This window comes from Chitinophaga sp. RAB17, assembly GCF_052114225.1.
Lineage (GTDB): Bacteria > Bacteroidota > Bacteroidia > Chitinophagales > Chitinophagaceae > Chitinophaga.
In genome coordinates, this window is record NZ_JBFREI010000012.1 from 125,778 (window position 1) to 149,266 (window position 23,489).

The following is a 23,489-nucleotide window of genomic DNA, read 5'->3' on the forward strand; positions in this document are numbered from 1 at the left end:
ACATCTTTTTTTATAATTCCAGTAACAATATTTATATGTCCTGTAGTTAGAACAGGAAAAATTTCTTTTTAGATCCCGTGGCGCCACCTTCTTTTTTGCTCTTCAGCAAAACAAATCTTTTAAATCGCAACCATCGCTCGTACAACTTTATATTTCCTTTAAATCTCCGGCGGCGTCTTTCGTGGTGCATGTGGCCATTGGCGGTAACAGACAATTGTGGTTGAGGTTGTTTTTCTTCTGCAGCTGCTTTTTCCGCCATCGCTTTCTCTTCAGCTTCCTTCAGCTTTTCAAGTGGGTTGTACAACATCGCTGTGCATAAACAGTTTTTCCTGTTTTTAGCAGTGAGAATGTCGAAGTTAACGCAGCTTCTGCAGCCTTTCCAGAATTCTTCGTCATCGGTGAGTTCAGAATAGGTAACGGGTTCATAGCCCAGTTCGGAGTTGATCTTCATTACCGCCAGACCTGTGGTTAAACCGAAGATCTTTGCCTCAGGATATTTCTCCTTCGAAAGCTCAAATATTCTCTTCTTTATCGATTTAGCAACGCCATGGCCCCTGAAGGCAGGGTTTACAATCAGCCCTGAATTGGCTACAAACTTCTCATGACCCCAGGCTTCAATATAGCAGAAGCCTACCCATTCATTTTTGTCTGTAACTGCAATCACAGCTTTACCTTCCTGCATTTTCAGCTCTACATAGGCAGGAGAACGCTTCGCTATGCCTGTTCCTCTTGCTTTTGCAGACGATTCCATCTCATCGGTGATGGTATTTGAATAGTGAATATCGTCAGGAGTGGCTACCCTAACGATGATATGTTGATTTTCCAACTTTTTAAATTGAAATCGTGAATCAATAAACTAACTTGAAATTCCATTGCTGGAAAGCTCACCGGAGGATTGGGGAATCACGGTGCGATAGCGGTCATATAGAGACAAGCGCTATCAAATTCTAGGTCGTCGGGAAAGGAATCTAAAGACATTGAACCCAACAGAATATACCCCTTTGTTTAAAGCGGGATGATATGCAGAGATGTTGGTATGAGTTGCGGTTTTTTCCAACTTCAGTTCAGCGTTAAATTGTTATAAATATTGTCTTTAGTTTAGAATATCCGCAAAGTTATAACAATATCTTTTTAAATGGTCGAATTTTTTTTCGTTGGGACACAATTTTAACAAAGGCTGACATTGCGTTGCCCGGTATCGGGCCTGCTACCCCGCTCAAGGGGTTTATACATTAGGATTATTTACATTGATTATAAAAAGATTAGCGGAGAAAAATGCCGTCAAATAGACACTTATCTCCGCTAATCTTTTTATAATCAATTAAATAAATACCTTATCGGGTGATCACACCCAGCTCAGCCACCGCTGCCTGGTGGTCGGACTCACTGGCCGGCGATACCGCCACAAAACGGATATACCGGGCATTGACCACTCCAAATGGAATAGACTGCAGGACAGGATTGTTCTTAATATTGGCAAACTGCCCCTTCGCCACCGGACTGCCCCAGTTTTTGCCATCAGTGCTGGTATAGAACTCATAGCCGTATACCACCCCTTTAGCCCCTTCGCCGGTAGGCGGCATATAAGTAAATCCTTTGAGAGACAGGGACTCACCCAGATCTATCTGCAATTCATGGGGATATTTCGCTGACGCTTTGCCATCCGTAATGTATATGGAGGCAGGCAAGCCGTCTATCGCTTTAGCTGCTGCGTGATCAGCCGAAAGTATAGTCCATTTGGTGGGTGCCACATCGAAAGATCCCTTTACAGTTTCACTGCTGCTGCCGTTCTTCAGGAAAGCTTTGGCTTTTACCACGCCACCACGGGGCAAATCTACCAGGATGCTTTGTTCACTTTTAGCACTTTTCTTTATTTCTTCCGATACATTAGCTATCACCGGTGGATTGAAACCATGCTTTCCGGGCGATTTCAGTGTAGGCTCCGTACCGTCAAGCGTGTAATGAATCTCCACATCTGCCGAAGCACAGGTAATAATTACCTGACCGTTTTTCGAACGCATGATTTGTGGCGTAGCCAGTAAACCCGGCGCTTTATACAACTGCACCTCACTGATCACTGGTGCCGCTTTGGCGTCCAGTATATTAATACGTACCTGGGTAGTGGTATAATCCGGTAAGCGCAGGATACGTTTGTGTCCAATAGTGGTTTCCTTCGCAATTTCCTTCATCTGTCCATTTTCCAGGATTTCTACAGTGAAATGCTGCACACGCTGCCCCAGGGCAATATATTCCTGCAACACCACCCTGTTGAAAGTAATGGGTTGCTTATAGCTCAGTGTGATCGCTGTACTTGTAGCGGCATCGGTAGTCGCCCAGTAAGTGGTACTGGCGCCATCATTCAGATGAGACACTTTCACCGCTGCGTTACCAGTACGTGTATTCGTTGCCGTTACTACTGCCTTCTTTGCGAGGTTGTCTTTGAAAGATGCGTCCAGCACTTTTCTCAGCTCCATCAAACGGGTAGAATCGTTCGGATGAATTACACCATCTCTGTCTACCGGCACATTCAGGATCAGGTTACCGTTGCGGCCTACTGAACCGTAATAGATATCCAGCAGATGGGAAACAGACTTCACTTTATCATCTGTATCAGGGCTGTAGAACCATCCCGGGCGGATAGATACATCGCATTCTGCAGGAATCCATTGTTCGCCATCCTCATTACCTTCATTGAGTGATTTAGCCGGAGGACCATCTGCACCCGGAGCAAATCCTTTTACATTCAGCGTACTCCAGTTGGTGGTACCAGCAATACCGTTCTCATTGCCCACCCAGCGACATCCTGGACCTACGTCACTGAAGATAACTGCGTTGGGTTGATTCTTATATACTACGTTGTGAAACAGGTTCCAGTCGTACGGTTGTTTAACATTACCACCGTTGGCACCATCGAACCATTGTTCAAATACAGGTCCGTAATTAGACAATACTTCATTCAGGGTATTCGCGAACACCTGGTTATAGGTAGCTGTGCCATACTCAGGGTGATTGCGGTCCCAGGGGGAAAGATACACACCGAACTTCAGACCGTATTCCTTACAGGCGGCGGATAATTCTTTCAGGATATCTCCCTTACCATCTTTCCAGGCGCTTTCACGAACAGTGTGGGTGCTGTACTTACTGGGCCACAAACAAAAACCATCGTGATGTTTGGCAGTGAGTACAATACCTTTCATACCAGCTAACTTAGCGGTACGTGCCCATTGGCGGGCATCTACATGTGTAGGATTAAATACTTTCGGATCTTCATCACCATGTCCCCATTCCTTATTGGTGAAGGTATTGGGACCGAAATGAATGAACATATAATATTCCAGGTCATTCCAGGCCACCTGTGCTTTGGAAGGTAAGGCGCCGTAAGGTTTGATCTCCTGAGCCATAGCCATATTAAAGCCTAACAACCCAGCGAGGAGTAATGCGTTTTTTTTCATTGCCGGAAATAAAATTACAGATAAGGATGTCAGCGAAGATATAGCAGATAATCAAAAGGATTCGATCCCAAATTCGCCATTCTTAATTCTATATTCTCTCATATCTCCCTGTTTCTCTGTAATTCCTCATTCATAATTCGTAATTTTCAATTCGTAATTCCTTCAATTCTCCACCGTTTATCACAAAAATGTAAGATTATTACACTATAGGTTGGTTTTGATAAATCAATTTTTATAAATTTAGTCCCTCCTTACCGTATAAATGTATACGCTAATAAACTTTGAACAATGAATAAACAACCACTGCATCGCAGAAGTTTTCTCAAAAACACGGTAGCGGCTGGCGTAGGTATTTCTATGCTCGGCTCTTCTGCCAAATTATTTGCTAACGAAAAGAAGCCTAAAGTAAGAATTGGTGTTATCGGCGTAGGGGCCCGCGGATTGGGTCACCTGAACTTTTTCCTTCACCGTGAAGACGCAGAAGTAGTTGCTTTCGCTGATCCGGATACAGCTTTTACTGTTCCTAAAGCTAAGGCGATGATTGAAAAAGCATACGGTGGTAAAAGAAAAGTAGCTGAATACACGAATGGTCCGGAAGATTTCCGCAACCTGCTGAAACGTGATGACATTGACGCTGTGGTAATTGCTACTCCATGGGAATGGCATACTATCATGGCAGTTGCTGCAATGAAGGCAGGTAAAACACCAGCAGTAGAAGTATGTGGTGCATCTGATATCCAGGAGTGCTGGGAACTGGTAAACACAAGCGAACAAACAGGTATTCCGGTATTTGGTATGGAAAATGTATGCTACCGCAGAGATGTGATGGCAGTACTGAACATGGTTCGCCAGGGTTTATTCGGTGAACTGACTCACCTGCAGGGAGGCTATCAGCACGATCTGCGCGGCGTTAAATTCAATAACGGTAAACAATATTATGGTGGTGGCGTAGAATTTGGCGAGAAAGCTCTGTCTGAAGCCAAATGGAGAACTAACCACTCCGTACACCGCAATGCTGATCTCTACCCTTCCCATGGTCTGGGGCCGATCAACAATATGATCAATATCAACCGCGGTAACCGCCTGTTGTCACTGACTTCAGTAGCTACCAAATCCCGCGGTCTGCACAAATATATCGTTGACAATGGTGGAGAAAGTCATCCAAACGCGAAAGTAGAGTTCAAACTGGGTGATATCGTTTCTACCCTGATCAGAACCAACAATGGCGAAACGATCATGTTGTCGCATGACACCAACTCTCCACGCCCTTACTCCCTGAACTTCCGTGTTCAAGGTACCAATGGCCTGTGGATGGACGACCAGAAATCTGTTTACGTAGAAAAGAAAAGTAAATACGACGAATGGGAACCAACCGGCGATCCTAAAGATGCCAACAGCTACTTCGGCAAATACGATCACCCGCTGTGGAAAAAGTACGCAGCAGATGCTGCAGGTGCTGGTCACGGTGGTATGGACTGGTTTGTACTAAACTCTTTCCTGGAGTGTATCAAACGCGGTACTCCATATCCGCTGGATGTATATGATATGGCTACCTGGTATGCAATCACTCCGTTGAGCGAACAGTCAGTAGCAGAAAGCGGCAGTGTACAATTCATTCCAGACTTCACCCGTGGTCGCTGGATGAACAGAACACCGATCTTTGCATTGGACGATCAATATTAAGAAAGCTCTTAGCCATTAGCTTTTAGCTTTTAGTAAATGCAGCGGAGATAAAAGCGGATAGAGTAAAATACTTTCCGCTAATATCTCCGCTGCATTTTTTGCTAATGGCTAATAACTAACCGCTGTTAGTAAATGCAGCGGAGATATCAGCAGAGAGAGTAAAATACTTTCCGCTAATATCTCCACTGCATTTTTTGCTAATGGCTAATAGCTAACCRCTGTTAGTAAATGCAGCGGAGATATCAGCGGAAAGAGTAAAATACTTTCCGCTRATATCTCCRCTGCATTTTTTGCTAATGGCTAATAGCTAACCACTGTTAGTAAATGCAGCGGAGATATCAGCGGAAAGAGTAAAATACTTTCCGCTGATATCTCCGCTGCATTTTTACTAATGGCTAACTGCTAATAGCTAACTGCTGTTAGTAGCTTACCGCTAATGGCTGTACGGTTACACCTTCCTCAATGGTCGTTACATACACTTCCGGTTCTTTACCATATTGATCCTGGTACCGGGATTTTATAAACGCTACATATTCAGTTACTTTTTCTGCTTTCACCAGGTTGATGGTACAACCACCAAAACCTCCTCCCATTACACGGGCACCGGCCACTTCTTCCCGCTGACGGGCAAGCGATACCAGGAAGTCCAGTTCGGGGCAACTTACCTCATAGAGTTTACTCAGTCCTTCATGTGTTGCATACATCAGCTCTCCAAACTGTTGCAGGTTGCCTTGCTTCAATAAGGTGGTAGCATCCTGTACCCGCTGGATTTCTGCAATCACATAATTACAACGGTCGTATACTTTAGCGGAGATCTGATCCCGCACTTCATTCAACATTTTCATATCAGCATCCCGCAATGACTTAACGGCAGGGTGGTTAGCCTGAATAGCCTTAACGCCTTCCTCACATTGCAGACGGCGCACATTGTATTCGGAAGAGGCCAGCGAGTGATGCACCATAGAATTACACAGGACTACTTTATAACCCGGGAAATTGAACGGGAAATACTCAAACTCCAGACTCCGGCAGTCCAGGCGCATTACCTGGTCCTTTTTGCCATGCAGGTTCGCAAACTGGTCCATGATACCGCATTTTACACCAGGGAAGGTGTGCTCGGCCTTCTGACCTATCAATGCCATCTGCATGCGATCCAGGCCATAGCCAAAGAGGTGATCCAGTGCTGCTACCAGTCCGCCCTCTATTGCAGCAGAGGAAGACATACCTGCGCCTACGGGAATATCGCCCGATATCACACAATCAAAACCCTGTACCGGCAAACCGCGTTCCTGCAGCTGATTCACTACGCCCATCAGGTAGTTGATCCATCCGGGGGTAGGCTTAACGTCTGCCAGCGAAAAAGACACCGTTTCGTTGGTGAAAACGGCATGCGCATTACATTGCTGCGTATTGTTGAGCGCAATGGCGTATACAATTTTTTTATCGATCGCCGCAGGCAACACAAAACCATCATTATAATCTGTGTGTTCACCAATCAAATTGATTCTGCCGGGGGAAACGACCATCAGTGGCTCTTTCTCAAATAAGTGGATAAACTGCTCCCTGGTTTTCTGTATCATTAAAAGAAAATTAAACGTAAAATTTACACCTAAAAATATAAAAATGATTTGGAAAAGCAAAAAGCGGAAGGCAAAAAGCAAAAAGCTATTAAAGCGAATGACCGAGCAGTACTAATAAATTAGTTGCTCGGTCATTCGCTTTAATAGCTTTTTGCTTTCTGCTTTAAGCTTTATGCCTTCTTTCCAATCTTGTCTCCTACCAGGGCATAAAACAGGATATACAGGTAGCAGGGTACCATACAGTACAGGAATGCATGTCTGAAGTCGATGCTGCTGCTGTACAGGAAATTAAACATACTATGCTCGTTAAACATACCGGCATATACCTGTGGCAGTACACCGCCACCCACAATACCCATTACCAGTAAGGCGGAGCCGATTTTGGTAAAACGACCCAGGCCATCAATGGCCATTGGGAAAATGGCTGGCCACATCAGGGCATTTGCCAATCCAAGTAAAGCGATGAAGGTTACCGCAGAGGCGCCGGTATTAAAATAGGCGGCTATGGTAAATATCACTCCCAGCACTGCTGAGATCTGCAACCCTTTTTTACCACTGAGGTATTTCGGAATGGTGGCAATACCTATTACATATCCTACCAGCATGGCTACCAGGGTAAAAGAAGTAAAATATTTGCTGTCATCCACGCTCATACCCAATGAGGTACCATATTGTCCGATCACATCCCCTGCCATTACTTCCACACCAACGTACATAAAGATGCAAATCACGCCCAGCACCAGCTGAGGGAACTGGAATACGCTTGTTTTACCATGGGTAGCTGCTGCCGTGGAAGCATCTTCCGCATTAGTATCTATTTCAGGTAAAGAAGAACGTTTCAGCAGGAATGCCAGAATAGCCAATATAATAGCAATGACCAGGTAAGGAGCGATTACACGGGAAGCCAGGCTATCCAGCAAAGCATTTTTCTGAGTAGCATCCACCGCGGTAGCAATATCTGCCTCCAGCTTTTCTGCCCCTTTCAATACTATAGAGCTCAGGATCAATGGCGCCAGTGCACCTGCACTTTTGTTACAGATCCCGAGGATACTGATACGCTTGGCGGCACTTTCTTTGGGACCAATAATACTGGCATATGGATTGGAAGCCGTTTGTAGCAATGCCAGTCCGGCCCCCTGTACAAACAAACCTGTCAGGAATATACCAAAGCTACGTGCGTTGGCAGCAGGAATAAAGATCAGGGAACCAACAGCTATGATCAGGAGTCCTAAGGCCATCCCGTTTTTAAATCCCGTTTTATTCAGGATAAAAGAAGAAGGAATAGAGAGGAAAAAATAGGCCATAAAAAAGGCCATGGTTACCAGCAGTGCCTGTGCCACATTCAGCTCACACACAATTCTGAAAAACTGGATCAATGTTCCGTTGAGCCAGGTAACAAAGCCGAATACGAAGAACAACATGCCTATAATAGCCATTGACTGCGCGTATCCTGCCTGTTTAGGAGGGAGATTCATTGTTACTGTTTGGTTGGACATAAGCTGTCAGAATTATTTTTTTTGATAAGCACGAACATAATTAAACTTCTGCTATATTTCGTGTATATTTCGCAAATATTTTTGCTAAAACGTTTTACCTAAATACTAAAATGCAAGAATAATTTTACTTTTTAAAAAATTTTAAAAAATTCTTTATACATTTATCCGGCAAAATTTCACTGTAACTTAACACGTTTATGACTCAGCAACCTAAACAAAGCGCACAAAGCACCCATCCGTCGTTCTTCGTGCTTATACTGGTTTTCTTTTTCTGGGGATTTTTGGCTGCGTCCAACAGTATCTTTATCCCTTTCTGCAAATCTCACTTTAACCTTACCCAACTGGAGTCTCAACTGATTGACTTCTCATTCTACAGTGCTTATTTCATAGGTTCACTGATCCTGTACCTGGCCTCTACTGCAAGGAAAGTAGATATCCTTAATAAGATCGGGTATAAGAAGGGTATTATTTACGGTTTATTGATCTCTGTACTGGGATCAGCGATCATGATTCCATGTGTAAATAAGGAAAAGATCGTTCCTATTAAAGAAACTATTGCTGACATCAGCGGTTTCCAGGTAGAGCAACAGTTGCAGACTTCTGACAGACAGGTAAAAATCCGTCGTGAGAAAGACCCTGATACTTACTCCCTGTTAATCAGCAACAATGATGCTGCTGAAAAGTACACAACCAATCCTCAGTTAATTTCCGCGGTTTCCGGCGGCTTTACAAAAGATGAAGAGCACCATCAATACGCGGCTATCTTCACAAAAGCCAACCTCGAAAAGGTAGTTACGGTATTAGATACTGACTATAAGCAAACAGTTACTTTCGGTTATTTTGCACTGATCCTGATGGCATTATTTATTGTGGCCTTAGGATTTTCCCTGCAGCAAACTGCTGCCAACCCATTTGCTATTCTGTTGGGAGACCCAGCCAAAGGCGCACACCGTCTGAATCTGGCAGGTGGTATCAACTCTTTTGGTACTACTATCGGACCCATTATCGTGAGCATGTTGCTGTTCGGTAATATTAAAGGTGGTGATGTTAGCACTGATATCAGCAAGATCAATACTTTATACTTCCTCCTGATTGCCCTGTTCCTCATTGCTGCAGCCATTTTTGCTTTCGTAAAAATGCCGGAAAGTCAGGATACAGAAGCATTCGAGTCTTCTCCCAAAGCAACTAAATCCTTACTGGGTATCACTTTCATGTTCATCCTGATCCTCATGGGCCTGGTGCTGAAATTTGAATTACCTATGTTTATCGCTGGTATCGTAGGTATTGTCGGTATCCTCTTCTACTCTAAAATGGCATCTGCCGGTAACAGTGACGGCTGGGGCGCCATGAAATATCCACAGCTGATCCTTGGCATGCTGGCTATCTTCATTTATGTAGGGGTGGAAGTATCCGTTGCCAGTAACCTCGGCGCATTGCTGAAACACCCAGGTTTCCTGACCGCAAAAGGTCTGGCTGAATCCGAACTGGATCCTTATGTTTCCCTGTTCTGGGGCAGTATGATGATTGGTCGCTGGACAGGCGCTATCAGCGTTTTCAATGTCTCAAAATCAGTACGTAATATTCTTTGTGTAGTGGTTCCTTTTGTTGCTTATGGTGTTATTCTCGGCGCCAACAGTATTAAAGGCAACGACATCACAGTGTTATATCCATATGCTATCTGTATAGTGGTGCAGATCATTGGCTTCTTTGCCGGACAGGATAAACCTGCCAAAACCCTGATGATCTTCGGTCTGCTCGGTGTTGGTTCTATCCTGATCGGATTATTCTCCACCGGTCAGCTGGCAGCATTTGCATTCATCAGCGGCGGATTATTCTGCTCTGTAATGTGGCCTAGCATTTTCGCATTATCTATTGCAGGTCTGGGCAAGTATACTGGCCAGGGTTCTGCATTCCTGATAATGATGATCCTCGGTGGATCACTCATTCCTCCTGTTCAGGGTGGTCTCGCAGATATTCCAAGCATTGGTATTCACGCCTCTTATGTTATTCCGGCGCTGTGCTTTGCTTATCTCGCGTTCTTCGCATTTAGAGTTAAAACCATTTTAAAATCTCAAGGAATTGATTATGAGTCAGCAGTTAGCGGTGGGCATTGATATTGGAGGCACAAACACCAAATTCGGAATTGTAGATCGCAGAGGTAATATTTTATGTGATGGTCGTATGTTGACCAACCAGCATGAAGATGTAACTGGCTTTCTCGATGAATTACATCAACACTTGTCTGCCCTCATTGAACAGGCAGGTGGTATCGAAAACATCAAAGGCATCGGTGTAGGTGCGCCTAACGGCAACTACTACACTGGCAATATTGAATATGCGCCTAATCTGCGCTGGAAAGGGGTAGTCCCCTTAGCCAGTTTGCTGGAGCAGAAATTTGGTTTGCCTACCGTGCTGACCAACGATGCAAATGCGGCCGCTTTGGGAGAGCTGATTTACGGCGCTGCCAGGGGAATGAAAGACTTTATCGTGATTACCCTGGGTACAGGTGTAGGTAGCGGTATTGTTGCCAACGGACAACTGATTTACGGACATGATGGTTTTGCAGGTGAACTGGGCCACTGTATCGTGATTCCGGGAGGACGCCATCATTCCGGTACAGGGGCACATGGTTCGCTGGAAGCTTATGCGTCCGCTACCGGTGTTACCAATACTGCGCTGGAGTTCCTGGCTACCCGCCCGGACACTCCCAGCATGATGCGGGAACATTCCAAAGAAGAAATCAATTCCAAACTCATCTACGAAGCTGCTATGAAAGGCGATCCGCTGGCCATGGAAGTATATGAGTTCACCGGTAAAATCCTTGGTGAAGCCCTCGCCAATTTCGTGATGTTCTCCAGCCCGGAAGCCATTGTGCTTTTCGGCGGCCTTACCAAAGCCGGTGACCTGATCATGAAACCTGTGCGGGAGCATATGGAAAAGAACCTTCTCCCTATTTTCCAGAATAAAGTTAAATTGCTGTTCTCAGAACTGAGGGAAAGTGATGCCGCAATTCTGGGTGCCAGCGCATTGGCATGGGAAATGAAGGACTAAACAGCTGTTAGCTTTTAGCCTTAGTAAATGCAACGGAGATCAACTGGATTTACTTGAACGCTAATAACTAATCACACAAACTAACAGCTAAAAGCTAACTACTAAAAGCTATTTTATGAATAATAGAAGAACATTCCTGAAAACAGCGGCCCTTAGCGCCGCTGTTTTCTCTTTAGATGGAATAACGGGAACGACTGCACGTTCTCAGGGCAAACCTGGATCAGTGAAAGGAAAGCCCATTGTAGTATCTACCTGGGACTTTGGTCGCGCTGCCAATGCCGCCGCCTGGGAAATACTGAAAAAAGGCGGTCGTGCCCTGGATGCAGTAGAAGCAGGCGTAAGAGTGCCGGAAGCAGATCCCAACAACCACACTGTAGGTTACTCCGGCTACCCCGACCGCGATGGACGCGTTACCCTGGATGCCTGCATCATGGATGAACATGGCAACTGTGGTTCTGTAGGTGCACTGGAGCATGTTACCCACGCCATTTCAGTAGCCCGCATGGTGATGGAAAAAACACCGCACGTAATGCTGGTAGGTGACGGCGCTCTGCAATTTGCACTGGCCAACGGCTTTCAGAAAGAAAACCTGCTGACACCAGAATCAGAAAAAGCATGGAAAGAATGGCTGAAAACATCAGAATACAAACCTGTTATCAACATAGAAAACAAATCATACACACCCACCAATGGCGCTACTGCATTTAATCCGCTGATGCTGCCAGGTAATGTGTATAACCACGACACCATTGGTATGGTAGCCCTGGATGCCGAAGGCAACCTGTCCGGCGCCTGTACTACCAGTGGCATGGCTTTCAAACTACATGGCCGCGTAGGTGATTCTCCCATCATTGGCGCAGGATTATATGTAGATAATGAAATAGGCGCAGCTACCAGCACCGGTGTAGGAGAAGAAGTGATTAAAATAGTCGGCAGCCACCTGGTGGTAGAACTGATGCGTCAGGGATATCCACCGGAAAAAGCCTGTAAGGAAGCAGTAGACCGTATCGTGAAGAGGAGTCCTTCCAAAGCAAAAGAAATCCAGGTTGGTTTCCTGGCCCTCAACAAAAAAGGAGAACATGGCGCTTACTGCCTCCAGAAAGGCTTTAGCTATGCCGTATGCACCAGCGATACCAGCAATATTTTAATTGATGGTAAGCATCATTTTTAGCTGTTAGCCATTAGCTTTTAGCTTTTAGTAATTGCAGTGGAGATGAAGTTATATTCAACTGACTACATTTGCTAAAAGCTAAAGTTAATCTGGCAAGCAAGCTAAAAGCTAATTACTAAAAGCTAAAAGCTGTTTTATGCCATTTACCCTCGAAATATGCGCCGCTTCTGTAGCTTCCTGCATTGCCGCAGAAAAAGGTGGCGCCAACCGGATAGAACTCTGTGATAATCTGCTGGAAGGTGGTACCACTCCCAGTTATGCTACGATTGCTATTGCCCGGGAAAAAGTAAAAATAGATCTCTACCCTATTATACGTCCACGTGGTGGCGACTTTCTCTACTCCGACCTGGAGTTTGAAGTAATGAAAAAAGATATTCAACTATGCAAGCAACTAGGCTGTAACGGCGTAGTGATAGGCATTCTCACCCCGGAGGGCCGCGTGGATAAACAACGCTGCAAAATACTGACTTCTCTGGCATGGCCCATGGGCGTTACATTTCACCGTGCATTTGATATGACAGATAATCCCTTTGAAGCGCTGGAAGATATTATTGCCATCGGCTGTGAGCGTATCCTTACCTCTGGCGCCCGCAACACGGCCATAGAAGGAGCCCCACTACTGAAAGATCTGGTGGAAAGGGCCAATGACCGGATCGCCATCATGGCAGGATCTGGTGTGCGTGCCAACAACATCGCACAACTGATCACCGCAACAGGTGTAACAGAATATCATACATCTGCCAAAGCCTATGAAGAAAGTAAAATGGTATATCGCAATCCCAATGTGAGTATGGGCGGCATTCCCGGCGTTCCTGAATATGGCATCTCCGCCACACAACAAAAAGAAGTCGCATTAATCCGTGAAATAGGCGAGAAAACATTACTATCTTAGCCGTTAACGTTTAGCTAAAGGTTGTATTAAAAACCCATTATTAAAATTAACAAAGCGTTAGCCAATTACTAACTGCTTTAAAAGTGAACAACGAAATGAAAAAACTGATCATTGCAACAGGTCTGTTGCTTGGCGGATTCTTCGCGCAGGCACAGATCAAAGGGGTTAAACACGTTATCCTGATAGGCATGGATGGCTTCGGTGCGTACTGTTTTCCGAAAGTGGATAATCCCAACATGAAACAAATGATGCAGGACGGTGCGTGGACCTTACAAGCCCGCAGTGTATTGCCCTCTTCCAGTGCGGTTAACTGGGCTTCCATGGTGATGGGCGCAGGCCCGGAAATACACGGATATACAGAGTGGGATAGCAAAAAACCGGAACTGCCTTCCCGTGAGCTCGACCAATACGGCATGTTCCCTTCTATCTACACCCTGCTCCGTGAACAAAAACCAAAAGCTGAAATTGGCGTTATCTATAGCTGGGACGGTATCGGCTATCTGTTTCCCAAAGCAGCAGTCAACAAACAACTGGCTTGTCATGACAACGATAGTCTCGCTACGGCAGCATCGGTAGATTATATCAAAGAAAAGAAGCCGGACTTCCTGTTCATCCATTTTGATGAACCTGATGGCACCGGGCACAACATAGGTCATAATATTCAGCCTTACTTTGACCAGGTACACAAGAATGATATTTTGCTCGGCAAAATATTGCAGGCAGTAAAAGATGCAGGCATGTGGGAAAACACCATTATCCTGCTGACAGCAGATCACGGTGGTATCAAAAAAGGACATGGTGGTAAAACCATGGAAGAAATGCAGATTCCATGGATAATCCGTGGCCCTGGTATTGCAAAAAATAAAGAAATTAAAAGCAGTGTGATGACATACGATACCGCTGCTACCCTTGCATGGATCTTTGGATTGAAAACGCCGCAGGTTTGGATCGGAAGACCCGTAAAAGACGCGTTTAAATGATTTTGTGATGCCGGGATGAAGTGATTTCAGGAAGAAAAGATAACCATTTGGTATTACCCTGGTTAATTGCTCTTCTCTTACAAATTCCTACATTCCGACATCTGCAAATCCCTAAATAATGATGCTATGAAAAAAATGCTGCTAATTACCGTTGTATGTTTTACAGGTATAACACTTTTTGCACAAACACAAAAAGTAAAAATACTGACCTACAACATTCACCATGGGGAAAACATGAAACAGGCACTGGACCTGCAGGGAATTGCCAATGTAATTCTGGCAACCAACCCTGACCTGGTAGCACTTCAGGAAGTAGATAGCTCCACTTCCCGCACCAGTCAGTCGGATCAGCTAAAAGAACTGGCTTCCATTACCGGCATGTATACCTATTTCGTTAAAGCCATGGATTTCGACGGTGGAGGCTATGGTACTGGTATTCTTTCCCGGTTTCCCATCAGCAACAGCATTACCCTGCCATTACCTTCCTCCAAAGGAAATGAGCCCAGGGCAGCAGGTATTGTTACCCTGCAATTGCCTGGTGATAGCACACTGCGCTTCGTTACTACTCACCTGGATGCCGGCAAACATGCCACAGACAGGATAGCACAGGCGAATGCGCTGGCAGATTATTTCCGGGAAACAGCTACGCCTGTTATCATCGCCGGCGACTTCAACGCACTCCCGGCTTCAAAGGAAATCACCGTACTCAAACAGGTATTTACAGATGCCACCAGCCAGATGGGACCGACCTTCCCTTCTGATTCCCCCCGGATAAAAATAGATTATATCATGGTAGCTCCGAAACACAGATGGACTATCACCGGTGCCCGCATTATCGAAGAAACGGTAGCGTCAGATCACCGGCCTGTGCTCTGTGAACTGGAAATCAAATAAGCAGAAGGCATAAAGCGTAACGCAAAAAGCTATTGTAGCGAATACTAAAACGCTATAACTTATATCTCCGCTACAATAGCTTTTTGCGTTACGCTTTATCCTTTCTACCAAACAATAAAAAAACAATCCAACATATGACAATGAAAAAAGCGCTCCTGTGCTTACTAACAGCGGCAACAGGACTGTGGAGTTGCTCCGGCTCCCAACAGACCACTGCTCCGAAAGGTAAGGTGAGCATCATTCCTATGCCTGCCAGCATCAGCGAAAAAGCAGATTCCTTTTTGCTGGATAAGCAAACAGTCATCGTTGCTACCAATGAAAGCGATAAAAAAACAGCTGCCTTATTTAATACGTGGCTGAAAGAACTGACCGGGTATGAACTGGAAATAAAAGACCAGGGAGATAAAAATGCCATCCTGCTCCACACCGGCAATGATACTACTAACGCAGAAGGATATACGCTGAATGCAGATCACAATAATGTGAGCATCAACGGTAACAGCAGCAGTGGCACCTTCTATGGTGTGCAGACACTCATCCAGCTGCTACCCGTGGAAAAAGCACATGCCATGTACATACCGGGTGTAAGCATCACCGATGCCCCACGCTTTGCTTATCGCGGGCTGCACCTGGATGTAAGCCGTCACTTCTTTTCAGTAGAATTTGTGAAGAAGTACATCGACCTGTTGGCGATGCATAAGATGAATACCTTTCACTGGCATCTTACAGACGATCAGGGCTGGCGTATTGAAATAAAAAAATATCCACGTCTGCAGGAAATTGCTTCCAAAAGGAAGGAAACCATGGCAGGTCGTTATTCCGACAACAAATACGATGGCAAACCTTATGGTGGCTATTACACACAGGAACAGGTAAAAGAAGTGGTAAAGTATGCTGCTGACCATTTTGTAACCGTTATTCCTGAAATTGAAATGCCAGGTCATGCGCTGGCAGCACTCGCGGCCTTTCCTAACCTGGGTTGCACCGGCGGACCATACGAAGTAGGTACCCATTGGGGCGTATATGATGATGTGTTCTGCGCAGGCAACGACAGTGTATTCCTGTTCTTACAGGACGTACTGGATGAAGTATTACCGCTGTTCCCCAGCAAATACATTCACATTGGTGGAGATGAATGCCCCAAAGTACGTTGGGAAAAATGTCCTAAATGCCAGGCCCGCATGAAAAAAGAAGGCCTGAAAGATGAGCATGCGCTGCAAAGCTATTTCATACAGCGTATGGAAAAATACCTGAACAGCAAAGGTCGTCAGATCATTGGCTGGGATGAAATCCTGGAAGGTGGCCTGGCTCCTAATGCTACTGTAATGAGCTGGAGAGGTATTGAAGGCGGCATTACTGCAGCTCAGCAAAAGCATGATGTGATCATGACACCCGGTGAATTCTGCTACTTTGATCATTACCAGTCTAAAAGTCCCAACGAGCCATTAGCCATCGGCGGATTCCTTCCGGTAAACAAAGTATACTCCTACGAGCCGGTGCCGACAGAGCTTAACAGCGATCAGGCAAAATATATTAAAGGCGCACAAGCCAATCTCTGGTCAGAATATATCGGCAACAACGACTACATGGAATACATGGTGTATCCGCGTGCCTCTGCATTATCAGAAGTATTGTGGTCACCGAAAGACAAACGTAATTACGACAACTTTGTTGACAGGCTGAAAGTACATGTAAAACGACTGGATCTGAAAAAAGTGAACTATGCCAAACATGTATTTGAAGTAACCGGTACTGTAGCCGATAATGGTAAAGGTGGCGTACAGGTAGTATTAGCCAGTAAGCTGGATGGTGGTAAAATATTTTTCACCACCGATAGTACTGCCCCTACCCCTCAGGCGACTCCTTATACGCAAGCGATACAAATCAGCCATGCAGGCACTATCCGCGCGCAGGTGTTTTTGGATGGCAAACCTTTTGGCAACGAATTTAGCCAGACGTTCATCTTTCACAAAGGGATGGCTAAAAAAGTAACCCTGGCATCCGCAGCAGATAAAAGTCATAGCCCTGCCAGTACGTTTACACTGGTAAATGGCCTGGAAGGCAATGCCAGCTATGATAATGGCGAGTGGTTTGGTTTCAAGGGCAGCAATATGGAAGCAGTGGTAGAACTGGATAGTATCCAGGCAATTCAGCTGGTAGGTATCAATACCATCAATGATAAAGGAGATTGGATTTATCCACCTAAACAGGTGGTATTTTCTGTATCTGATGATGGTAAGACTTATAAAGAAGTATACAAACAAACCGCCTTTGCGCAACAAGGCATTAACAAAGTACGTGGCAAACTGCAACAGGTACGTGGTCGTTTTGTAAAAGTGCAGATGCAGAACTTTGGTAAGATCCCTGCTGGTGCAGCAGGAGCAGGCAGCCCCGCATGGTTGTTTGCTGATGAGTTCATAATTGACTAAAAATCAGAAAACCGTCCGTGCAATTGCGCGAACGGTTTTCATCTTATGACTCCTACACCAAAATATGTGATACGGCCTTCAACCGCTGTATGCTAAACATATTAACGAGATCAAATATTAAATGGTTCATTACAAGCTAAAGAAATATAATTTAAATATTGCTAAATAATAATGCGCATTAGCAGTAATTTCTTTAATTTTCCGGCTCGTTTTTAAACCGCATCTAATCAAAAACGTTTACAAATGACGATTAATCATCAGGAAATCGAACTGATCGACAGCTTTGAACAAATTGCTGTGGAAATACATCCTTCTGCCAAAGAGGGTTCCAAAGCAGTAGCGCATGAAATTGCCGCGTTAATCCGCGAAAGACAGGCTGCCGGTCAAAATTGTATCTTAGGATTGGCAACAGGGTCCACTCCTAAATATCTCTATGCAGAACTGGTACGTTTGCACAAAGAAGAAGGGTTGAGCTTCAAAAATGTAATAACATTTAACCTGGATGAATACTATCCGATAGAGCCGGATGCTTTACAGAGCTACAACCGCTTTATGAAAGAGCACCTGTTCAATCACATTGATATACCGGAAGGACAATACTTTATTCCGGATGGCACGATTCCGAAAGATCAGATCAAAAAATATTGTGAAGAATACGATAAGCGCATTGAATCGTTAGGTGGTATTGATATCCAGGTATTGGGTATTGGTAACAACGGCCATATTGGTTTCAACGAGCCAGGTGCCAATATGAATTCACATACCCGTCTCGTTACACTGGACAACAGCACCCGTTTGGCCAACGCATACGAGTTTCCTAACATGAGCCAGGTGCCTCGCTTGGCGATCACCATGGGTCTGAGCACCATCTTCAAGGCAAAACGCATTTTGCTGATGGCATGGGGTTCCCATAAATCCAAAATAGTACGCCGCTCTGTAGAAGGGCACAGTACCGACCAGGTACCTGCTTCCCTGCTGCAACAGCATCCGAACTGCAAATTCATCATTGATGAACAGGCTGCAGCGGAACTTACCCGTTTCAATGAACCATGGCTCACCGGCGATTGCGAATGGACTCCGGGTCTGATCCGCAAGGCAGTAACCAGCCTGGCACTGAAACTGAATAAGCCTATCCTGATGCTCACCGATAAGGACTATAACGAAAATGGTTTGAACGACCTGATCGTACAATATGGTTCTGCCTATGAGCTGAATATTGAAGAGTTCAACGCTATCCGCGATACCATTACCGGCTGGCCTGGTGGTAAACCAGGTCCGCAGTTACCGGCGCATCCGGAACGTTCTGAACCGGCTAAAAAACGTGCACTGATCTTCTCTCCGCATCCTGATGACGATATCATCTCTATGGGTGGTACTTTCATCCGCCTGCACGAACAGGGGCATGATGTACACGTAGCTTACCAGACTTCCGGCAACATTGCCGTAACAGACGAATTTCTCCTGCGCTTTATTGACTTCGCAGTAGGGTTTGAAGGTATGTTCGACATCGACAAGAGCAAAAGCTCCCTGATCCTGGATGAAGCGAAAGCGTTTATCCGCACCAAGAAACCAAGTCAGAAAGATACACCGGAAATCCGCGCTATTAAAGGGCTGATCCGTCGTTGCGAAGCGAAAGCTACCTGCCGTTACGTAGGTATCGAAGACAATGCGCACTTCATGAACCTGCCTTTCTATGAAACCGGTCTGGTGGAAAAGAAACCAATGGGTCCTGAAGACGTAGCCCTCACCGTAGAACTGCTCCGTAAACTGAAACCACAGCAGATCTTCTGTGCCGGTGATCTCGCCGATCCACATGGTACCCACAAGGTATGCCTGGACATTATTTTCGCTGCACTCGACATCGTGAAAACAGAAGACTGGGCGAAAGATTGCTGGGTATGGCTGTATAAAGGTGCATGGCAGGAATGGGAAATCCATGAAATTGAAATGGCTGTACCAATGAGCCCTGACCAGGTAATGCAGAAACGCCTGGGTATCTTCATCCACCAGAGTCAGAAAGATGTGGTGCCTTTCCAGGGTACCGATCTGCGTGAATTCTGGCAACGTGCGGAAGACCGTAACGCTAACACCGCTGATCTCTACGACCGCTTAGGCTTACAGAAATATGCCGCGATGGAAGCATTCGTACGTTATCATTTTATGTAAATAAGTTTTAATTTAGGGATTTTCTACTGCCCCCGGCTAAAACCAGGCAGGAGAAAATCCCTGAATTTTTTAATATGAATCTGACCAGAGCAATAGAAATAGCCACGGAGGCCCATAAAGACCAGGTAGACAAATACGGACAGCCTTATATAGGACATGTATTCCGGGTAATGCAACTGGGCCGCACCGAGGACGAGAAAATAGTAGGTGTATTACATGACCTGGTGGAAGACACCGACTGGACCTTTGAAGCATTGGAGCAGGAAGGACTGCCTCCACACCTGCTGGCAGCCCTTTATTGCGTGACCAAACTGGAAGAAGACGAAGACTATGACCATTTTGTAGCCCGGACCCTTCAGAACCGCCTCGCCTGTATGGTCAAACTCAATGACCTGACAGATAATATGGATATCAGGCGTATGACAGACGTAAAAGAGCACGATATTACCCGCCTCAACAAATACCTGCATGCCTACCGGAGAATTGCCGCAGCCATTATCCAGTAGAATTTTTTTTCAATACCTTCCGATTAAACTATTAAATTACAATAGAAAACAGAATAGCCATCAATGGAAAACGATATCCTCATTGACTTTAGGTTTGCCAAAGAGAAGCCAAGATTCGGTGAATTATTCTTAATTACAGGAGAAGAGCATCCTAAATTTCCGCCCAGGAACAAATTTTTTGCACAACTGGCACCATTGGGTTTTGAACAACTCGATGATTTTTTCGGTATCCTCAATAGCGAAGATACCGGCGACGACGTGCTGGTATGGCTTTTTCCCATGCTCAACGGGGAAGAAGTATTTCACAACAGCGGCCCATTCGATGCCATCCGGCTGTCATACAGCGCACTGCGCAATGCACCCGTGAACATCTCCCTCCTGCAGGATTGCTTCAATACAATCAAAGGAATGCCCGATGTGGAAATCGCATTTGAAGGCAGCAACATCACCGATTTTGCACCCGTGCAAAAGAAAGCAGATGAAATTGTAGCCTACTGGCGTGATAACGACATAGAACCCGGCTCAGAACAAAGCCTTCTCATTGAAGAAGAGGAAGAAGACTGGGACGATGAGGAAGATGACTGGGACGACAATGATGATTGGGAAGAAGAAACCGACGCCAACGGAAAAAAAGAAAAATAAGATCTTATATAGCAGGGTGTCTCTCAACAGACACCCTCTTTTTTTTAGCGCTACTGCGAAAGCAACGCAGTCATCGCCAGCCATAATTTACTTTTGCTACTTCTATTTTTATTTTTATATTTCGTAAATTGAAATAACTGTACCTAACCTGACTTACGCCAACCGATCATGAATAAACAAGCCAACAAAAAAGGTATCGCAGCATTGTTGCTGGTTGCCGCTTTAATACTGGTATTGCTCATTTCCGGTATTCCCTCTGCCCATAAGGCAAATAAAAAGAATTGTGTACCCACCAGTGGTATTGTACAGGAAGTGAAAAATGGCCCTCCCGGGATCATGGTTCACCTGAAAAACGATCCAAAAATTTATTATATCTCCCGCAAATCCAATACGGGCATCACATTAAATACACTGGAACAACAATTACGTGGTAAAAAAATACAACTCTATACCTCATCCGACTGGTCTCCCCTGGACCCGTTTTCCACTATGAAACAAATTCATCGCCTTCAAATAGCCGATACCGTTATATACGCCGAATTCTAGGCCCAATCTTTGTGCGGATGCAGCACAGATGGAAGCCGGAGTCCCTTCCATCCCCATTAAACAGTAATTTTACCATATGCATCTCAACAAACACTTGTCCTGCCTCGCATTGGCAGTATTACTAGTATCGTGCGATCTGAAAAACAAAAGCAAATACGATAACGAAGAAGAAACCACTACCTCCAGGAACAGCACTAAGAAAAGTAACACCCCTAAAATAGCAGGCGCCGTTGCGCCTATCATCAGCGAAAGAATCAGCGGAGGCGCCACGATATATAATAATCCCGATGGCGAACCAATGGTATCGCTGCTGGACTATATCCCCCTGCGCTGTGCCCCCGTAAAAAAAGACTGGTATCCCGTTAGCGTGGATTTTGATATTACAAAGGAAGAGTTCAGCAAACCGCTGTTCACGAAAGGTCGCAAAATAAAGGTAAACGGCGTAACTGCCGGTGTATTGCAACGGGATATGAAATTACCCGTATCTACCAATGGCGAAAAAATGTGGGCTACCATTAATGGCTACACGGAAAAGAAAAATATCCGGAATGGCTCTATTATAGAAACCGCACTCACCAGCTACCTGAAACAACATGCCGGCCGCAGTACAGATGATATGCAGCCTTTCATCCGCAATTTTAAACTGGAAGAAGAAACAGCTCTTAAGCCTTATACACTGTATTTCAACTATGAAAGCGGTATAGATGATCCCAGTCCATTATATCGCGTGGCCCTTGTTTTCCAGGGCAAACAACTTATAGGCGTACTACACTCCCGTCCACTGCAACTGGATGGCAGTACCGCCCGCCGCCTGCAACGCGGTTTTACCGTGAACTATCTCAATGGCATTGATAAAATGCTGAAAGAAGATTTTGCAGGGAAGTTTAACAAGTTCATTCTCTCTGTTGATTAAGGTCATAACTTTTAGTTATCAGCTATCACTTATCAGCATTTGACTTCGGTACTGCAGATACGGACCTTTGTGTTTCATTACAAATGTTCGTGTATGCAACAACAGAAGATAGCAGGCGCCTGGTTAGCCGACAACACGGCTAAAATAATATTCCTCACCGCAGCAGCCACTACTTTGCTGCCCATCGTACAACCACCGGTAGCACTGCTTCTGGGCTTTGCCCTGGCACAAACTACCGGTAACCCATTTCCGGTGGCTACTCCACGCATCACCCACTGGCTGCTGCAGCTCTCCATTATCGGAATGGGGTTTGGCATGAACGTACACAGCGCATTGAAAGCAGGCAGAGAAGGTTTGGGGTTTACCATCACCGCCATTGCTGCCACACTGATCACCGGGGCTATTTTAGGTAAACTGCTGGGCGTTGATAAAAAAACAGCCCACCTGATTTCCTGTGGTACCGCCATCTGCGGCGGTAGCGCCATCGCGGCTATCGCACCGGTGATGAAAGCCGGAGAAAAACAAATTTCCGTTGCACTGGGCATCATTTTTTTACTCAATGCCCTGGCACTGTTCATATTTCCGGCCGTGGGCCACCTGCTGAATTTATCCCAGCAACAATTTGGATTATGGTGCGCCATCGCTATTCACGATACCAGCTCTGTTATAGGCGCTGCCAACAAATACGGCGGGGAAGCCCTTCAAATAGCCACCACCGTAAAGCTGTCACGCGCGCTCTGGATTATTCCTGTAGCATTTATCACCACCCTGCTTTTCAAAACAGCCGGCAGCAAAATAAAAATCCCCTGGTTCATCGCCATTTTTGTAATCGCCATGCTACTCAATACCTGGGTGCCGTTTGTACAACAAACAGGTCCATTTATGGTGCAAAGCGCCAAAACCGGTTTATCACTCACCCTGTTCCTGATAGGTACCAATCTCAGCAGAGAATCACTGCGGGGTATTGGACGGAAGCCTTTACTGCAAGGAGTTTTATTATGGGTGTTTATCAGCACTGCTACGCTGATAGCTATTTGCGCCCTGGTGTAACATACCGGGAAAAATCCCATGATAATCTAATTCTCATT

At 45.3% G+C, this 23,489-nt stretch carries 17 protein-coding genes and 1 pseudogene; 14 read left to right on the forward strand and 4 right to left on the reverse strand.

Going from position 1 to position 23,489, the window contains the following annotated elements; genetic code table 11:
- Positions 1-46: 46 nt before the first annotated feature.
- Both AB4Z08_RS29440 and AB4Z08_RS29445 read right to left on the reverse strand, forming a co-directional pair.
- Positions 47-826, reverse strand: coding sequence for a GNAT family N-acetyltransferase (locus tag AB4Z08_RS29440; RefSeq protein ID WP_441577372.1), 780 nt, complete (start codon positions 824-826; stop codon positions 47-49).
- A gap of 508 nt (positions 827-1,334) precedes the next feature.
- A complete protein-coding gene (locus AB4Z08_RS29445) occupies positions 1,335-3,452 on the reverse strand; it encodes an alpha-L-fucosidase (protein ID WP_441577373.1) in 2,118 nt (705 codons plus the stop codon).
- A gap of 288 nt (positions 3,453-3,740) precedes the next feature.
- Here AB4Z08_RS29445 and AB4Z08_RS29450 point away from each other — a divergent pair, with 288 nt between their 5' ends.
- Positions 3,741-5,135: a Gfo/Idh/MocA family protein gene (locus AB4Z08_RS29450; protein ID WP_441577374.1), complete on the forward strand. Its 1,395-nt coding sequence runs from the start codon at positions 3,741-3,743 to the stop codon at positions 5,133-5,135.
- A 419-nt stretch (positions 5,136-5,554) separates the two neighbouring features.
- On the opposite strand, the gene galK is transcribed toward AB4Z08_RS29450, so the two are convergent.
- Positions 5,555-6,715, reverse strand: a complete 1,161-nt coding sequence (gene galK, locus AB4Z08_RS29455; RefSeq protein WP_441577375.1) for a galactokinase — start codon at positions 6,713-6,715, stop codon at positions 5,555-5,557.
- A gap of 170 nt (positions 6,716-6,885) precedes the next feature.
- Positions 6,886-8,211 (reverse strand): sugar MFS transporter, encoded by a 1,326-nt coding sequence (locus tag AB4Z08_RS29460; RefSeq protein ID WP_441577376.1) that lies wholly within the window; start codon positions 8,209-8,211, stop codon positions 6,886-6,888.
- A gap of 197 nt (positions 8,212-8,408) precedes the next feature.
- On the opposite strand from AB4Z08_RS29460, the gene AB4Z08_RS29465 reads away from it, so the two are divergent.
- The 13 genes and pseudogenes from AB4Z08_RS29465 to AB4Z08_RS29525 all read left to right on the forward strand — a co-directional run bounded on the left by AB4Z08_RS29465 (position 8,409) and on the right by AB4Z08_RS29525 (position 23,451).
- Positions 8,409-10,325, forward strand: coding sequence for an MFS transporter (locus tag AB4Z08_RS29465; protein WP_441577377.1), 1,917 nt, complete (start codon positions 8,409-8,411; stop codon positions 10,323-10,325).
- Complete coding sequence (locus tag AB4Z08_RS29470) at positions 10,297-11,262, forward strand: ROK family protein (protein ID WP_441577378.1); 966 nt, start codon at positions 10,297-10,299, stop codon at positions 11,260-11,262. The genes AB4Z08_RS29465 and AB4Z08_RS29470 overlap by 29 nt, the downstream gene beginning before the upstream one ends.
- Positions 11,263-11,377: 115 nt before the next feature.
- Entirely contained in the window at positions 11,378-12,433 is a 1,056-nt protein-coding gene (locus AB4Z08_RS29475; protein ID WP_441577379.1) for a N(4)-(beta-N-acetylglucosaminyl)-L-asparaginase, read from the forward strand.
- A gap of 136 nt (positions 12,434-12,569) precedes the next feature.
- Positions 12,570-13,325: a copper homeostasis protein CutC gene (locus AB4Z08_RS29480; RefSeq protein ID WP_441577380.1), complete on the forward strand. Its 756-nt coding sequence runs from the start codon at positions 12,570-12,572 to the stop codon at positions 13,323-13,325.
- A 95-nt stretch (positions 13,326-13,420) separates the two neighbouring features.
- A complete protein-coding gene (locus tag AB4Z08_RS29485; protein ID WP_441577381.1) occupies positions 13,421-14,305 on the forward strand; it encodes an alkaline phosphatase in 885 nt (294 codons plus the stop codon).
- A gap of 126 nt (positions 14,306-14,431) precedes the next feature.
- Positions 14,432-15,199 carry an endonuclease/exonuclease/phosphatase family protein gene (locus tag AB4Z08_RS29490; RefSeq protein WP_441577382.1) on the forward strand — a complete coding sequence of 256 codons (768 nt, stop codon included), beginning with the start codon at positions 14,432-14,434 and terminating at the stop codon, positions 15,197-15,199.
- Between the two features lie 134 nt (positions 15,200-15,333).
- Positions 15,334-17,628 (forward strand): beta-N-acetylhexosaminidase, encoded by a 2,295-nt coding sequence (locus AB4Z08_RS29495; RefSeq protein ID WP_441577383.1) that lies wholly within the window; start codon positions 15,334-15,336, stop codon positions 17,626-17,628.
- Positions 17,629-17,865: 237 nt separating this feature from the next.
- Positions 17,866-19,794: pseudogene (gene nagB, locus AB4Z08_RS29500) on the forward strand (glucosamine-6-phosphate deaminase); the annotation flags it as partial.
- A gap of 74 nt (positions 19,795-19,868) precedes the next feature.
- The gene (locus tag AB4Z08_RS29505; RefSeq protein WP_441577384.1) at positions 19,869-20,300 is read left to right on the forward strand and encodes a phosphohydrolase; all 432 of its coding nucleotides are present in this window, start codon (positions 19,869-19,871) and stop codon (positions 20,298-20,300) included.
- A 63-nt stretch (positions 20,301-20,363) separates the two neighbouring features.
- The gene (locus tag AB4Z08_RS29510; RefSeq protein WP_441577385.1) at positions 20,364-20,942 is read left to right on the forward strand and encodes a hypothetical protein; all 579 of its coding nucleotides are present in this window, start codon (positions 20,364-20,366) and stop codon (positions 20,940-20,942) included.
- A gap of 168 nt (positions 20,943-21,110) precedes the next feature.
- Complete coding sequence (locus AB4Z08_RS29515) at positions 21,111-21,488, forward strand: hypothetical protein (RefSeq protein ID WP_441577386.1); 378 nt, start codon at positions 21,111-21,113, stop codon at positions 21,486-21,488.
- Between the two features lie 76 nt (positions 21,489-21,564).
- Positions 21,565-22,401 carry a hypothetical protein gene (locus AB4Z08_RS29520; RefSeq protein ID WP_441577387.1) on the forward strand — a complete coding sequence of 279 codons (837 nt, stop codon included), beginning with the start codon at positions 21,565-21,567 and terminating at the stop codon, positions 22,399-22,401.
- A 93-nt stretch (positions 22,402-22,494) separates the two neighbouring features.
- The gene (locus tag AB4Z08_RS29525; RefSeq protein WP_441577388.1) at positions 22,495-23,451 is read left to right on the forward strand and encodes a YeiH family protein; all 957 of its coding nucleotides are present in this window, start codon (positions 22,495-22,497) and stop codon (positions 23,449-23,451) included.
- Positions 23,452-23,489 lie beyond the last annotated feature (38 nt).

Bases quoted from the DNA above. Each gene is read 5' to 3' on its own strand.
- AB4Z08_RS29445 (WP_441577373.1), bottom strand. From the start codon at position 3,452: ATGAAAAAAAACGCATTACTCCTCGCTGGGTTGTTAGGCTTTAATATG.
- AB4Z08_RS29450 (WP_441577374.1), top strand. From the start codon at position 3,741: ATGAATAAACAACCACTGCATCGCAGAAGTTTTCTCAAAAACACGGTA.
- galK (WP_441577375.1), bottom strand. From the start codon at position 6,715: ATGATACAGAAAACCAGGGAGCAGTTTATCCACTTATTTGAGAAAGAG.
- AB4Z08_RS29460 (WP_441577376.1), bottom strand. From the start codon at position 8,211: ATGTCCAACCAAACAGTAACAATGAATCTCCCTCCTAAACAGGCAGGA.
- AB4Z08_RS29465 (WP_441577377.1), top strand. From the start codon at position 8,409: ATGACTCAGCAACCTAAACAAAGCGCACAAAGCACCCATCCGTCGTTC.
- AB4Z08_RS29470 (WP_441577378.1), top strand. From the start codon at position 10,297: ATGAGTCAGCAGTTAGCGGTGGGCATTGATATTGGAGGCACAAACACC.
- AB4Z08_RS29475 (WP_441577379.1), top strand. From the start codon at position 11,378: ATGAATAATAGAAGAACATTCCTGAAAACAGCGGCCCTTAGCGCCGCT.
- AB4Z08_RS29480 (WP_441577380.1), top strand. From the start codon at position 12,570: ATGCCATTTACCCTCGAAATATGCGCCGCTTCTGTAGCTTCCTGCATT.
- AB4Z08_RS29485 (WP_441577381.1), top strand. From the start codon at position 13,421: ATGAAAAAACTGATCATTGCAACAGGTCTGTTGCTTGGCGGATTCTTC.
- AB4Z08_RS29490 (WP_441577382.1), top strand. From the start codon at position 14,432: ATGAAAAAAATGCTGCTAATTACCGTTGTATGTTTTACAGGTATAACA.
- AB4Z08_RS29495 (WP_441577383.1), top strand. From the start codon at position 15,334: ATGACAATGAAAAAAGCGCTCCTGTGCTTACTAACAGCGGCAACAGGA.
- AB4Z08_RS29505 (WP_441577384.1), top strand. From the start codon at position 19,869: ATGAATCTGACCAGAGCAATAGAAATAGCCACGGAGGCCCATAAAGAC.
- AB4Z08_RS29510 (WP_441577385.1), top strand. From the start codon at position 20,364: ATGGAAAACGATATCCTCATTGACTTTAGGTTTGCCAAAGAGAAGCCA.
- AB4Z08_RS29515 (WP_441577386.1), top strand. From the start codon at position 21,111: ATGAATAAACAAGCCAACAAAAAAGGTATCGCAGCATTGTTGCTGGTT.
- AB4Z08_RS29520 (WP_441577387.1), top strand. From the start codon at position 21,565: ATGCATCTCAACAAACACTTGTCCTGCCTCGCATTGGCAGTATTACTA.
- AB4Z08_RS29525 (WP_441577388.1), top strand. From the start codon at position 22,495: ATGCAACAACAGAAGATAGCAGGCGCCTGGTTAGCCGACAACACGGCT.